The following is a 13,691-nucleotide window of genomic DNA, read 5'->3' on the forward strand; positions in this document are numbered from 1 at the left end:
TGGACCAGCACAGTTCGGGGCTTTGTTTGGCGGTTCCGGTGAAGTGAATTCTAGTGACTCCCCCACGGCTATCAAAACGATATATATTCTTGTGTCTTGTTAGCCCATCTCACATAGACGAGGTCATCATGGTTTGGAGCGGCGCCTGGAATCCGGACGAGCCAAAAAGCTGGAAGCGCGAATTTCCGCGCCTTCCGGCGCTGGCCGCATTGCGCACCTTCGAAGCCGCCGCGCGTTACGAGAGTTTCTCGCGCGCGGCCGCCGAACTATTCGTCACCCACGGCGCGGTCAGCCACCAGATGCGCGCGCTCGAAGAGGAACTGGGCCAGTTACTATTCGAGCGGCGCGGCAAGCGTGTGATGTTGACCACCAATGGCCGCCTCTACGCCGAACGTGTGCGCGACGCGCTGTTGCAGATTGCCGACGCCACGCGCGCGCTGCAGGCCAGCAATCGCGAGAAACGTCTGACGATCAGCACCATGCCGTCGTTCGCGGCGCGCTGGCTCACGCCGCGCATCGGCAGCTTTATCGAACAGCATCCGGAGCTGGAGGTGGAACTGCTGTCGTCCAATACGCTCGTCGACTTCGGCGCCGAAGAAGTGGACGTCGCCTTGCGCATGGGCGGCGGGCAGTATCCGGGGCTCTACGTGGAGCGTCTGCTCGACGACGTGTTTTTTCCGGTATGCAGCCCCAATTTCAACGGCGGACGCCTGCCCGAGCTGCCCGCGCACATGGCCGGCATGCCGCTGCTGCGCGGTGAGGGCGATCCGTGGAAACCGTGGTTCGAAGCGGCCGGGCTCGATTGGCAGGAGCCCACCAAGGGCCTGTTGCTGCAGGATTCGTCGCTGCTCCTGCAGGCCGCCGCCGAAGGCCAGGGCATCGCCCTGATCCGCTCGTCGCTGGCGTACAACGATCTGCTCTCCGGCCGCGTCGTGCGCCTATTCGACGTCAGCATCCCCTGTCCATGGCTGCTGCACTTCGTTTGCACCCATGCCAGCCTGGAAACGCCGAAAGTACAGGCCTTCCGCCACTGGCTGCTGCCCGAGATGGAGCGATTCAGGAACATTCTTTCGCAGTGGACTTGAAAGCCTGCGAAGGGCGGCGATCACGGCCCCGTCGGCTTCGGTCCCGCCGTCGCTTTCCATTTGGGCACCCCATATTCGGCGCCTGCGCGATAGCGGCGCGCACCGCGCCGCACGCAACGTCGCGCTCTACAGGCTGCTAGGCGCTTTCATCGGGGTCCGCGTCGTCGACCGTCTCTGACGCGCGCTTGTTCGGGGTCTTCGCCCTGCCCGCCCGGGGATGGGCGCGGTCATAGACCTTGGCCAGATGCTGGAAATCGAGCGACGTATAGACCTGGGTCGTCGACACGCTGGCGTGGCCGAGCATTTCCTGCACGGCGCGCAGGTCGCCCGACGATTGCAGGACGTGGGTGGCAAACGAATGCCGCAACATATGCGGATGCACGTCGCTGGGCACGCCAGCGGCCAGCGCCTGTTGCTTGATGCGCTGTTGCACCGTGCTGCCTGACAGGCGCCGGCCGCGCGTGCCGAGGAACAGCGCGTGTGCGTCTTCGGGCAATGCATTCGGGGGCAGCAGGCTGTCGCGCACCTTGAGCCAGGCCTGCAGGGCATCGACGGCCTTGCTGCCGACCGGCACCGTGCGGCGGCGCGACCCCTTGCCGATGACCGTGACTTCAGCGCCGCGCAGATCCAGCCAGCCGCTGGAGCGATACTCGCCGTCTTCCGTATAGCGGACGTCCAGCTGCGTCAGTTCCGACAACCGCAATCCGCTCGAATAGAACAGTTCGAATACCGCCTGGTCGCGGATCGATTCGACGTTGTCGCCGCGCCGATGCGCGACAAGCGCCACCGCGTGCTCCACCGACAGCGCCTTGGGCAATGGCTGGCCGCGCTTAGGCGCGCGCACCCCGTCGACCGGATTGGCCGCAACGCCATGGCCATGCTGTGCGGCCCAGAGGTAGAACCCGCGCCACGCGGACAGCGTGCGCGCAATGGTGCGAGCGGAAAGCCCGCCGCCGTGCAGACGTGCGGCAAACGAGCGGATGTGACGGGTTTCCACCGATAGCAGCGGCACGCCGGCTGCCAGGCGCGCCGCCGATTCCTGCAGCACGGCAAGATCGTGGGTGTAGCTGGTGAGCGTGTGTTGGGCCAGCTTGCGATTGGTGGCCAGCCAGTCCAGATAGCGCAGCACCAGCGGATCGGGTGCGGGCCGGGCGACGGATTCGCGATCCGCGTCGGCCTTGCTGCGACCTGGCTGGCGTTTGCGCATGAGATGCGGCAGGTCAGTCGCGCAGGCGATTGAGCGCGGCGCCGGCCACTTCGCCGATCTGCGCCAGATAGGCGGTGCCCATGCCTTCATGAAAGCGCCGCGCCTCGGGAGATCCCAGCACGAGCAGGCCGAACGCCGCGCCAAGCGCTTCATCGCCGGGCCTTGCCGGCACGCGCAGCGTCACCATCGCGATCGACGCGATATCGTCGTGCTCCAGCAGGCTGGCCGCCTCGAAACCGGCATTGGCGCCGCAATACGGCGCGCGCAGTCCTTCGGCAAACAGGCGCAGATCATCGCTGGCGCCCTGCGCCACCTCGATATGGGCAAACGCCTCGCCGACATTCCACAGCCGCAGCGCCACCGCGGGCACGTCGAACACCTGCTGCAGGCCGTCCTGCACCGCATAGGGCAGCGCGTGCGAATCGGCTTCGGCCAGCAGGCGCAATTGCCACGCGTGCATGCGCTGCTGCGTGCGATCGTTCTCGTGACCGTGGCGCACCAGATCGGCCAGCTTCAGCTCCAGGCCCTTGTTCTTTTCGCGCAGGATTTCCATCTGGCGCTCCTGCAGCGACACCGCGCGATGGCTGTGCGGGCTGGTCAGTTGCACCGTGGCCAACAGCTCGGCGTGATCCTCGAAGAACTGGGGGTTGCTCTGCAGATAAGCGGCGACGTCTTGGGCATTCATGGCTTCTACCGGTACGGATCGATTTTTTGGTTGGCAGTGTAGCAAAGACGCCACCTGCGGACTGCGAGGTCCCTGTGCGCGCCCGCGCGGGCCACCGGCAGGCGCGTCGGCGCGGCTAGGTCTGGATCAGACGCTTCTGACGCGAAATGCTCATCAGGATGCCGATGCCCATACCCAGTGTCACCAGCGCGGTGCCGCCATAGCTCAGCAACGGCAACGGCACGCCCACCACCGGCAGGATCCCGCTCACCATACCCATGTTCACGAAGGCATAGGTGAAGAAGATCAGCGTGATCGATCCGGCCAGCAGCCGCGAGAACAATGTCGGCGCATTCGCCGCAATATAAAGCCCGCGGAAGATCAGCAGCAGGTACAGCACCAGCAGCATCGCATTGCCGATCAAGCCGAATTCCTCCGAAAACACCGCGAAGATGAAGTCGGTGTGCTTTTCGGGGATGAATTCCAGGTGAGTTTGCGTGCCCTTGAGCCAGCCCTTGCCGGTCACGCCGCCCGAGCCGATCGCAATGATCGACTGGATCGTATGGAAGCCCTTGCCCAGCGGGTCGGTGGTGGGATCGAGCAGCGTGCAGACGCGATGCTGCTGGTAATCGTGCAGGACCGGCCAGCTCACGCCGGGGGCGCAGATCTGGCTCTCGTAGCTGATCAGCAACGTGATCGCGAGCACGCCAACAGCCAGCAGCGGCAGGATGATCTTCCACGACAGCCCCGCGAAGTAGATCACATACAGGCCGGCGGCCAGCACCAGCAGGCCGGTGCCGAGGTCCGGCTGCTTGGCGATCAGGCCGACCGGAATGCCCAGGATGATCAGCGCGACGACAAAGTCGAACCACTTGATCACGCCCTCGCGCTTCTGGAAGTACCACGCCAGCATCAGCGGCATCGAGATCTTCATGATCTCCGATGGCTGGATCACCATGCCGACGTTCAGCCAGCGCCGCGCGCCCTTGCGGATCAGCCCGAACATGGCCACCGCGATCAGCAACGCCACGCCCACGGTATAGAGCGGCACGGCGATGCGCATCAGCAGTTGCGTGGGCATGTAGGCGATCACCAGCATCACCGCGTACGACAGCAGGATGTTGCGCAGTTGATCCTCGACGCGGCCCGGCATGTCGATCGCGGCCGAGTACAGCGCCACGATTCCGGTGGCGAACAGCAGGAAGACGATCAGGGCCAGCGGCTTGTCGAAGCCCGCGAGGGCCGTCTTGATGACCGAAAGGACGCGACGCTTATCCATGGCGCGTCTCCTTTATTCTGAAGTGCGGTTGCGGGCCGCATCGGCCTCGGCAACGTTGACGGGTTTGGCCGGCTTGGCGCGCGGCTTGGGCGCGGGCGCCGACGCCGGAGTGGCGCGCGGCGCAGGCGCGCTGGGCGCCGACGCGGGCGGCTTGCTGTGCCCCAACGCCTGCAGCATGCGCGCGTCCAGCGTCACCTCGGCCGATGCGGGGGCAATCGCGGCGGGATCGAGTTGTGCCGCGATCGAGTCCGATGCGGCGCGCGCGGCCGGCACCGCCGCTGACGACGACGCCGCCGCAGACGACGCCGCGGCCACGGCGCTGGCGCCCGCGGCGGTTTCAGCCACGGTCGCCGGCGCGGTCTGCATCACGGTGGCCGACGCCGCGTTGGCGGTCAGGCCCGTGGCGAACACGCTAGGCCGGTCCACGGGCGGCTTGCCGCCGGCGCGATCGTGCTCGACCGCGGGCGGCGCCGTCGCCTGCAGTTCTTCGGGCCACTTGCCGGTCAGGTAGTAATCCATCACCTTGCGTGCGATCGGCGCGGCCACGGCGGCGCCAAAGCCCGCATTCTCGACGATCAGCGCCAGCGCGATCTTGGGATGATCGGCCGGCGCAAATGCCGTGTACAGCGAGTGATCGCGCTTGCGTTCGTCGATCGCGTGATGGTTGTACTTTTCGTTCTTGCCCAGCGTGTAGGTCTGCGCCGTGCCGGTCTTGCCCGCCGATTCGTAGGCCGCGCCGGCAAACACGCGCGCCGCCGTGCCGGAATGCGTCACCGCCACCATGGCGCGCTTGATCACGTCGATATCGGCCTGCTTGAACGGTAGCCGGTAACTTTCCTTGGGCACCGTGAGCGAGCGCTTGCGCGTGACCGAATCCTCGACGGCCTTGACCAGGTGAGGCTTCATCGCCACGCCGTTGTTGACCAGAATCGACACCGCGTTGGCCAGCTGCAGGATCGTGAAGCTGTTATAGCCCTGGCCGATGCCCAGCGAGATCGTCTCGCCGTCGTACCACTTCTGCTGCTCGGGCTTGCGGTACGCCTTTCGCTTCCATTCCGTCGATGGCAGGATGCCGCGGCTTTCGCCCTCGATGTCGATGCCGGTAATCTGGCCAAAGCCCAGCGGCTTCATGAAATCGTGGATCGCATTGACGCCCATGTCGCGCGCCAGCGCGTAGTAATAGGTGTCGCACGACTGCACGATGGACGCCTGCATGTCGACCCAGCCGTGCCCGCCTGGCTTGTCGTCGCGGAACGTGTGGTTGCCCAGCGTGAAAAAGCCCGGATCGTGCATGCCCCACGCTGCGGTGCGCTTGCCGGTGGTCAGCGCGGCCAGCGCCATGAATGGCTTGTACGTCGAGCCGGGCGGATAGGTGCCCCGCAGCGGCCGGTTCAGCAGCGGCTTGTCCGGCGAATTGTTCAGCTCGTCCCAGGTCTTCGAATCGATGCCTTCGACGAACAGGTTCGGATCGAACGTCGGCTTCGAGACGAAGGCCAGGATGTCGCCGGTCTCGGGCTCGATCGCCACCAGCGCGCCCCGCCGATCGCCGAACAGTTGCTCGGCCAATTGCTGCAGCCGGATATCGAGCGACAGGATCAGGTTGTTGCCGGGCGTGGCAGGCGATGTCGACAGCGTGCGGATCGGCCGGCCACCGGCGCTGACCTCGACTTCCTCGAAGCCGGTCAGGCCATGCAGCTCGGTTTCGTAGCTCTGCTCCAGGCCGATCTTGCCGATGTAGTTGGTGCCCTTGTAGTTGTCGGCGTCCTTGCGCGGATCGTACGTCGATGCGTCGGCATCGTTGGCTTCGTCGATCGCGTCGATGCGTTCCTGGTCGCGCTGGGAAATCCGCCCCAGGTAGCCGACCACGTGGCTGGCCGATTCGCCCAGCGGATACTGGCGGAACAGCCGCGCGCGCACATCGACGCCGGGAAAGCGGAAGCGCTGCGCCGAGAACTTGGCCACTTCCTCGTCGGTGAGCTGGCTGCGGATCGGCAGGCTTTCGAAGCTGCGCGATTCTTCGAGCAGGCGCTTGAAGCGGCGGCGGTCGCGCGGCTGGATGTCGACCAGCTTGGACAGTTCCTCGATCGTGTTGTCGAGCGTGTCGGTCAGCTTGGACGGCGTGACTTCCAGCGTGTACGCGGAATAGTTGCGGGCCAGCACCACGCCGTTGCGGTCCATGATAATGCCGCGATTCGGCTCGATCGGCGCCACGGAGATGCGGTTGTCCTCGGCCTTGGCCGAGTACTGGTCGTGCTTGTACCACTGCAGCCACAGGAAGCGGGTGAACAGCAGGCCAAAGCAGATGACCGTGAACAGGGCAGCCGCCGCCACGCGGATGCGGAAGCGGCCGATTTCCAGTTCGACGTTGCGGATTTCGGTCATGGGCGGTACTGCGGGCGGCGGGGGCGTTAGGTGGGATGAAGGGCTAGATCGGACGCGTTTCGTCGACGTCGTTCGAGCGGCGTTGCGGCGCCAGCAGCAGCGCGGTGGCCATCGGCCAGAGCACCGCTTCGATCACCGGCGCCAGCAGCAGCGGCCAGCCCGGCAGCGGCGCACCCATTGCCAGGCGGATCACCACCGGCACGGCATGGGCGATAAACAGCAGCGGCATCACATGCAGCGCCTGCGTATAGACCGAGAACCACAGCACGCGGCGATGGATCGTGATCGCGAAATAGGCCAGCAGGGTGTACGCCAGCGCATGTTCGCCGAGCAGCCGCGCATCGTGCACGTCCATCAGCAGGCCCAGCAGGAAGGCCACGCCCATGCCCACCTTGCGCGGCTGATGGATGTTCCAGAACACCAGCACCAGCGCGACCATATCGGGAATCCACAGCGTGGTGCCCCATGGCATCAGGTTGAACAGGAACGCCAGCACGAAAGTCAGCGCGATAAAGACGGGATTGACGGGGCGCAGCAGATATTGGGAAGTGGTCACTGTGCGGACTCCACGGATTTCTTGTCTGCTGCCTTGTCGGCGGCCTTGTCTGCAGCTTTTTGCTCGGCGCCGGCGCGCGCCGCGGCCGAACGCGCGCCGCGCTCCGCTCGCGTCGGGGCGGCGGCGTCTTCCGCCGGACGCGGCGCAAGCCCCGATTCGTAACGAACCACCAGCAATTGCCGATGCGAGCGCACACCCGCTACAGGTTCGCAATAGACGCGCGAGAACGCGGTATCGGCCTTGCGCTCGATCTGGACGATCTTCGCCACCGGCAGACCGGGCGGATACGTGCCGTCCAGACCGGAGGTCACCAATAGGTCGCCCACCTGCAGATCGGCCGAGGCCGCCATGAAGCGCAGGTCCAGCAGGCCGGCGCGCGCGCCGCCAAAGGCGACGCTGCGCAGGCCGTTGCGCACTACCTGCACGGGGATGGCCTGGTCCTTGTCGGTCAGCAGCGTGACTTCGGACTGGAACGGCGACACGCGCGTGATCTGCCCGATCACGCCGCGCTCGTCGATCACCGGATAGCCGGCGCGCAGGTCGTGCGTGCTGCCCTGGTCGATGACGATGCGCTGGCTGTACGGATCGCGCGCGTCGTAGAGAATCTCGGCGGCCGTCACCGGCGTGGCCGATTGCTGCGTCAGGTGCAGCAGCTTGCGTAACTGGTTGTTCTCGGCTTCGAGCTGGGCCTGGCGCACTGCGGCGTTGGCCTGCGCCACGGCCTTCTGGCGCAGCTCGCGATTTTCAGTGGCCAGCGTGACCGACGACTGGGCGTAGTCGAACACGCCGCGCAGCGCGTCGCGCGGCACCAGCACCAGGCGCTCGACCGGCATCAGCACCGTGGCGGCCACCTGGCGCGCAATGCGCATGGCGTCAAAGCGGGCGTCGACGATCAGCAGTGCGAGCGCGATCGTCACAAAGATGACCAGGCGTGCGACAGCGGACGTCCCTTGCTTGAAGAGCGGCGGTGGAGAGTAATCCATTTACCGTTGCACAGGCGAAACCAACCCGCCAGCGCGCCCGCATGCTCGGTCTGGAACATGCCGGGTCGGGCTGGCGGGGGAAGAAATCAATGTGAGCGGGGCCGGGGCGACGCAGCGGGTCACCACGTCCCGCCTCGTCTTACTCGTAGGAGAAGATGCTGCCGAGCTTGTCCATGCGCTCCAGCGCCATGCCGGAGCCGCGCACCACGCAGGTCAGCGGATCTTCGGCAACCAGCACCGGCAGGCCGGTTTCCTCGGCCAGCAGGCGATCCAGGTCGCGCAGCAGCGCGCCGCCGCCGGTCAGCATCATGCCGCGCTCGGCGATGTCGGCGCCCAGTTCCGGCGGGGTCTGTTCCAGCGCGATCTTCACGGCCGACACGATCTGGTTGAGCGGATCGGTCAGCGCTTCGAGGATTTCGTTGGACGACACGGTGAAGGCGCGCGGAATGCCTTCCGACAGGTTGCGGCCCTTGACTTCCATTTCGCGCACTTCGGAGCCCGGGAAGGCCGAGCCGATTTCCTTCTTGATGGCCTCGGCGGTCTGTTCGCCGATCAGCATGCCGTAGTTGCGGCGGATGTAGTTGACGATGGCCTCGTCGAACTTGTCGCCGCCCACGCGCACCGAACCCTTGTAGACCATGCCGCCCAGCGAGATGATGCCCACCTCCGTGGTGCCGCCGCCGATATCGACCACCATCGAACCCGACGGCTCCGACACCGGCAGGCCGGCGCCGATCGCGGCCGACATCGGCTCCTCGATCAGGTAGACCTGGCTGGCACCGGCGCCCAGCGCCGATTCGCGGATGGCGCGGCGTTCCACCTGGGTGGAGCCGCACGGCACGCAGATGATGATGCGCGGGCTCGGACGCAGCAGCTTCGAGTCGTGCACCATCTTGATGAACTGCTTGAGCATTTGCTCGGTCACCGTGAAGTCGGCGATCACGCCGTCCTTCATGGGGCGGATCGCCTCGATGTTGCCCGGCACCTTGCCCAGCATCTGCTTGGCTTCCTTGCCCACGGCGGTGATCGTCTTCTTGGCGTTGGGACCACCTTCCTGGCGGATGGCCACGACCGAGGGTTCGTCCAGGACGATGCCCTTGTCGCGCATGTAGATCAGCGTGTTGGCGGTGCCAAGGTCGATGGCCAGGTCGTTGGAGAAATAGCTGCGGAGAAATCCGAACATCAGGAATCCTGTCTTCTGTTGGTTCGCGAGTATGCGAAGCGGCCGGCGCCTTGTTCGGCCCAGCCACGTATGCGTTTGCAAGGGTGATGGTTCACGGTTCCCCCGGTGCGTGCGGTCGCGTGCCGCTCAACTGGCGCGCGCCGCCTTCACTGGCACGGCAAGCCCCGGTGTGCCAGCGGCGATCCGCATCCGGCGCATGCCTGCACGCCGGACCTACGGGAACCTTTGATTAAACTCTGCGCGAAAGTTCGCCGCCAAATGCGCCGGACAGGACAAAAAACGCCTGACGATCGCAGTAGCCTAATCGGAGGAACCAGTTTGCTACGACTGAAAATGCGATGAAAACCGACCGCTAATCCGCAGTCATGGTTTTGAGCCTGCCGCGTAGTGTTGCTTGCCCGCGACGAACCGCGCCACCATGCCGCCCGATGAGGCACATCGCGGCGCCCCGGCGACCGGCAAAACCGACCGCCCGACCCGGCGGCAGTGCCGATGGCATCACCGCCCGACCGCCCCGCCGCAGCCCAAGTGGAGCGTGCGTTGCGGGAAGACTGCAACGTGTAATGATACCTTATAATTCCGGCTGTTTCGGGGCGTTTGGCCCCGGAAAAACTTGTAACTTCGACGATCCTGGGGTGTCCCCCGGGCGCACCCGTCCGGCACGCCTTGGCCATTGCGCCATGCTGCCCGGCGCATGACGCCCTTCCCGGCACTCCGACGGCCGCCAGAACGCGAACAGGGTGGACGCCGGCATCGCGCCACCGCCCTTTTCGCCACCGGCCGAAACTCCTCCAGTCCGCAGGACTGAACCCGGCGCCGACGCGCCGCACCACGCCATGGCTCTCGAACTTTCCGACGTCAAGCGCATCGCGCATCTGGCCCGCATCGAAACCAGCGATGCCGAGGCCGCGCAGACGCTTGTGCAGCTGAACAATTTCTTCTCGCTCGTGGAGCAGATGCAGGCGGTGGACACCACCGGCATCGAGCCGCTGGCGCATCCGCTGTCCGCCGTGCGCGACATCGCCCAGCGCCTGCGCGACGACGCCGCCACCGAGACCGACCGCCGCGCCGATTACCAGCGCCCGGCGCCGGCCACCGAGAACGGCCTGTATCTGGTGCCGAAGGTCATCGAGTGACAACCGGCCCGCGCGCCGCCGTTGTCCCCTCCCAGACGCCATCTGAACCGACATGACCTTTTCCACTGATTCCGTGATTTCCCTGCGCCAGATCGCCGACGCCCTGGCCGCGCGCGCCGTATCCGCCGAAGAACTGGCGCGCGACTACCTGGCGCGCATCGACGCCGCGCGCGACCTGAACGCCTATGTCGACGTCAACGCCGACCTGACGCTGGCGCAGGCGCGCAGCGCGGACGAGCGCCGCGCCAACGGCCAGGCCACGCCGCTGACCGGCGTGCCGATCGCCCACAAGGACGTCTTCGTGACGCGCGGCTGGAAGTCCACCGCCGGCTCGAAGATGCTGGCCAACTACGAAAGCCCGTTCGACGCCACCGTGGTGGAACGCCTTGGCGCCGCCGGCATGGTGACGCTTGGCAAGACCAACATGGACGAATTCGCGATGGGGTCGTCCAACGAGAACTCGTACCAGGGCGTGGTGCGCAATCCGTGGGATACGCAGCGCGTGCCGGGCGGGTCGTCGGGCGGGTCGGCCGCCGCCGTGGCCGCCGGCCTGGCGCCCGCCGCCACCGGCACCGACACCGGCGGATCGATCCGCCAGCCGGCGTCGTTCTCGGGCATTACCGGCATCAAGCCGACCTACGGCCGCGTGTCGCGCTACGGCATGATCGCGTTCGCGTCGTCGCTGGACCAGGGCGGCCCGATGGCCCGCACCGCCGAAGACTGCGCCATGCTGCTCAACGCCATGGCCGGCTTCGATCCCAAGGATTCCACCAGCCTGGCTCCCGAACAGGGCGGCGTGGACGAAGACTTCACGCGCCTGCTGGGCCAGCCGCGCGCCGGCGCCAGCGCGGCGCAACCGCTGGCTGGGCTGCGCATCGGCCTGCCGCGCGAATATTTCGGCGCGGGCCTGTCCGCCGACGTGGAGAAGACCGTGCGCGCCGCGCTGGCCGAGTACGAAAAGCTTGGCGCCACGCTGGTCGACGTCACGCTGCCGAAGACCGAGCTGTCGATCCCGGTGTACTACATCATCGCGCCGGCCGAGGCCTCGTCGAACCTGTCGCGCTTCGACGGCGTGCGCTACGGCCATCGCGCCGCCGAGTACCGCGATCTGCTCGACATGTACAAGAAGAGCCGCGCCGAAGGTTTCGGCACCGAGGTCAAGCGCCGCATCATGGTGGGCACCTATGTGCTGTCGCACGGCTACTACGATGCCTACTACCTGCAGGCGCAGAAGATCCGCCGCATCATCGCCGACGATTTCCAGCGCGCCTTCGGCCAGTGCGACGTAATCATGGGCCCGGTGGCGCCGAGCGTGGCATGGAAGCTGGGCGAGAAGACCGCCGATCCGGTGCAGATGTACCTGGCCGACATCTTCACGCTTTCCACCAGCCTGGCCGGACTGCCCGGCATGAGCGTGCCGGCCGGCTTTGGCGAGGGCAACATGCCGGTGGGCTTGCAGATCATCGGCAACTACTTCGACGAGGCGCGCCTGCTGCAGGTGGCGCACGCATTCCAGCAGGCCACCGACTGGCATCTGCGCCGGCCGGCCTGATGCGCCAACCAGAGCCCGATCGATCCATCATGCGCATGCACGCCCTGCCCCGCATCCCGCTGCGGCTCGCCGCCGCCCTGGCGCTGGCCGTCACGCTGGCCGGCTGCCAGATTCCGTTTGTCGGCCGCTCCACCCCGATCGCCGCGCGCGACATCGACATCGTCGGCGACTGCCGGCGCACCGAGGACGACGGCTTCCGCGAGGACGCGCAACTGCGTGTCGTGGACAACAGCGTGCAGCAGTTGCAATGGAAGCTGTGGGTGGGCAAGCGCGGCTCGTGCAGCTTCAACCTGGCCGATTTCCGCCAGGTCCGCAAGACGCCGCATATCGAACTGCGCGCCAACGACGGCAGCGCCTGCAAGCTGATGGTGTGGCAGGATCCGCGCCGCATCACGCTGGCGCATGCCAGCTGCCAGGCGCACTGCACGCCGGGCATCTACGAAGAAGCGTGGCCCGTAATGTTCGAGCCGGGCACCGGCGACTGCGCACGGACCCGCTGAAGACGCGCGCGACGATCATGACCCGGCCGCCCCTGCCTTCGCATCCGCGCCCGCCGACGGTTCCGACCGCGGCGGGACGCTGGCTGCGCGGCATCGGCGCCACGCTGGCGATCGGCATGGCATTGCTGGCGGCGGCAGCGGCGCGGCCCGCGGTGTCGATGACGCCGATCGCGCCCGCGTCGCCGCTGACGGCGCCCGCCGGCGCATCGACGGCAACCCCGGGGCCAGCGTCCGCGGCAAACTCCACGGCAAACCCGGCGGCAGCGTCCTCGCAACTGCCCGCGGGCGCGGCCGAGCCGGCGGTCACGCGCGTGCGTCTGCCCGCCGATGTCGGCACGCCGGCGCTCACCGCGTACTGGTTCACGCCGCGCGAGACCTCCGTGCCGCGCACCCAGCCGCTGCCCGTGGTGGTGGCGTTGCATGGTTGCGGCGGGCTGGTCGACATGCGCGTGGCGGCGCGGCGCGCCGGCACGATCGAGGAAGTGATCGATCCCGCCGCCGCGCTGCAAAGCCGCTACCGCGACTACGCGCACTGGCTGACCGAACGCGGCTATGCGGTGCTGATGCCCGACAGCTTCAGCCCGCGTGGCAAGGCGCAAGGCATCTGCAACGAATCTCTCGATGCGCGCGCCATCGACGACAAGACGCGCCGTGCGGACGCGCTGGCCGCGCTGCGCTGGGTGTCCAGACAGCCAGGCGTGGATGCGCGCCGCATCGTGCTGCTCGGCTGGTCCAACGGCGCGCAGGCCGTGCTGGCCACGATCGACACCAGCCGCGCGTGGCCGGCGGGCACGCCGACGGTGGAGCGCGCCGTCGCGTTCTATCCCGGCTGCAAGCGGGCGCTGCAGCAGCACGATTTCCGGCTGCGCACGCCATTGCTGCTGATGATCGGCGGCGCCGACGACTGGACGCCCGCCACACGCTGCGCGATGCTGCAGAATGCCGTGCAATCGCGCCAGCCGGACGCCCGTTTTCGCCTGGAGATCTATCCGGGCGCGTACCACGGCTTCGACGGCACCAGCGAACTGCACGTACGGCGCGATATCGCCGCGCGTCCCGGTGCCGGCGTGACGGTGGGCGGCGATGCGGTGGCCCGCGTGGCCGCACTGGCGCGGCTCGACTCATGGCTGGCGAGTCCGGATCCCTGACAACGCAGGAACGGAC

The 13,691-nt window shown here is 67.0% G+C and carries 12 protein-coding genes; 5 read left to right on the forward strand and 7 right to left on the reverse strand.

Translation table 11 applies throughout. The features are described from left to right. The first annotated feature begins 128 nt into the window (after positions 1–128). Positions 129–1,085 (forward strand): transcriptional regulator GcvA, encoded by a 957-nt coding sequence (locus AC1RKI_RS03155; protein ID WP_061959835.1) that lies wholly within the window; start codon positions 129–131, stop codon positions 1,083–1,085. A gap of 136 nt (positions 1,086–1,221) precedes the next feature. On the opposite strand, the gene xerC is transcribed toward AC1RKI_RS03155, so the two are convergent. From xerC to AC1RKI_RS03190, 7 genes are all read right to left on the reverse strand, one after another. Further along, entirely contained in the window at positions 1,222–2,292 is a 1,071-nt protein-coding gene (xerC, locus tag AC1RKI_RS03160) for a tyrosine recombinase XerC (RefSeq protein ID WP_492793894.1), read from the reverse strand. A gap of 13 nt (positions 2,293–2,305) precedes the next feature. Continuing rightward, positions 2,306–2,977 (reverse strand): DUF484 family protein, encoded by a 672-nt coding sequence (locus AC1RKI_RS03165; RefSeq protein ID WP_061959837.1) that lies wholly within the window; start codon positions 2,975–2,977, stop codon positions 2,306–2,308. A 115-nt stretch (positions 2,978–3,092) separates the two neighbouring features. Further along, positions 3,093–4,235 (reverse strand): rod shape-determining protein RodA, encoded by a 1,143-nt coding sequence (rodA, locus tag AC1RKI_RS03170; protein ID WP_061959838.1) that lies wholly within the window; start codon positions 4,233–4,235, stop codon positions 3,093–3,095. A 12-nt stretch (positions 4,236–4,247) separates the two neighbouring features. Continuing rightward, complete coding sequence (mrdA, locus tag AC1RKI_RS03175) at positions 4,248–6,617, reverse strand: penicillin-binding protein 2 (protein ID WP_223505625.1); 2,370 nt, start codon at positions 6,615–6,617, stop codon at positions 4,248–4,250. Positions 6,618–6,660: 43 nt separating this feature from the next. Beyond that, positions 6,661–7,173, reverse strand: coding sequence for a rod shape-determining protein MreD (gene mreD / locus AC1RKI_RS03180; protein WP_061959984.1), 513 nt, complete (start codon positions 7,171–7,173; stop codon positions 6,661–6,663). After that, positions 7,170–8,156, reverse strand: coding sequence for a rod shape-determining protein MreC (mreC, locus tag AC1RKI_RS03185; protein WP_492793891.1), 987 nt, complete (start codon positions 8,154–8,156; stop codon positions 7,170–7,172). Before mreC ends, mreD begins: the two co-directional genes overlap by 4 nt. Positions 8,157–8,295: 139 nt before the next feature. Next, positions 8,296–9,339 (reverse strand): rod shape-determining protein, encoded by a 1,044-nt coding sequence (locus tag AC1RKI_RS03190; RefSeq protein WP_008648066.1) that lies wholly within the window; start codon positions 9,337–9,339, stop codon positions 8,296–8,298. Between the two features lie 836 nt (positions 9,340–10,175). Here AC1RKI_RS03190 and gatC point away from each other — a divergent pair. From gatC to AC1RKI_RS03210, 4 genes are all read left to right on the forward strand, one after another. Beyond that, entirely contained in the window at positions 10,176–10,475 is a 300-nt protein-coding gene (gene gatC, locus AC1RKI_RS03195; protein WP_061959989.1) for an Asp-tRNA(Asn)/Glu-tRNA(Gln) amidotransferase subunit GatC, read from the forward strand. 52 nt (positions 10,476–10,527) lie between these two features. Continuing rightward, the gene (gene gatA, locus AC1RKI_RS03200) at positions 10,528–12,027 is read left to right on the forward strand and encodes an Asp-tRNA(Asn)/Glu-tRNA(Gln) amidotransferase subunit GatA (protein WP_061959986.1); all 1,500 of its coding nucleotides are present in this window, start codon (positions 10,528–10,530) and stop codon (positions 12,025–12,027) included. 29 nt (positions 12,028–12,056) lie between these two features. Further along, positions 12,057–12,527, forward strand: a complete 471-nt coding sequence (locus AC1RKI_RS03205; protein WP_061959990.1) for a hypothetical protein — start codon at positions 12,057–12,059, stop codon at positions 12,525–12,527. Positions 12,528–12,643: 116 nt separating this feature from the next. Further along, positions 12,644–13,675 carry a dienelactone hydrolase family protein gene (locus AC1RKI_RS03210; protein WP_492794314.1) on the forward strand — a complete coding sequence of 344 codons (1,032 nt, stop codon included), beginning with the start codon at positions 12,644–12,646 and terminating at the stop codon, positions 13,673–13,675. Positions 13,676–13,691 lie beyond the last annotated feature (16 nt).

Source organism: Cupriavidus sp. GW822-FHT06G04 (assembly GCF_058799075.1).

Coding starts and splice junctions, on each gene's coding strand:
- AC1RKI_RS03155 (WP_061959835.1), top strand. CDS start 129: ATGGTTTGGAGCGGCGCCTGGAATCCGGACGAGCCAAAAAGCTGGAAG.
- xerC (WP_492793894.1), bottom strand. CDS start 2,292: ATGCGCAAACGCCAGCCAGGTCGCAGCAAGGCCGACGCGGATCGCGAA.
- AC1RKI_RS03165 (WP_061959837.1), bottom strand. CDS start 2,977: ATGAATGCCCAAGACGTCGCCGCTTATCTGCAGAGCAACCCCCAGTTC.
- rodA (WP_061959838.1), bottom strand. CDS start 4,235: ATGGATAAGCGTCGCGTCCTTTCGGTCATCAAGACGGCCCTCGCGGGC.
- mrdA (WP_223505625.1), bottom strand. CDS start 6,617: ATGACCGAAATCCGCAACGTCGAACTGGAAATCGGCCGCTTCCGCATC.
- mreC (WP_492793891.1), bottom strand. CDS start 8,156: ATGGATTACTCTCCACCGCCGCTCTTCAAGCAAGGGACGTCCGCTGTC.
- AC1RKI_RS03190 (WP_008648066.1), bottom strand. CDS start 9,339: ATGTTCGGATTTCTCCGCAGCTATTTCTCCAACGACCTGGCCATCGAC.
- gatC (WP_061959989.1), top strand. CDS start 10,176: ATGGCTCTCGAACTTTCCGACGTCAAGCGCATCGCGCATCTGGCCCGC.
- gatA (WP_061959986.1), top strand. CDS start 10,528: ATGACCTTTTCCACTGATTCCGTGATTTCCCTGCGCCAGATCGCCGAC.
- AC1RKI_RS03205 (WP_061959990.1), top strand. CDS start 12,057: ATGCGCATGCACGCCCTGCCCCGCATCCCGCTGCGGCTCGCCGCCGCC.
- AC1RKI_RS03210 (WP_492794314.1), top strand. CDS start 12,644: ATGGCATTGCTGGCGGCGGCAGCGGCGCGGCCCGCGGTGTCGATGACG.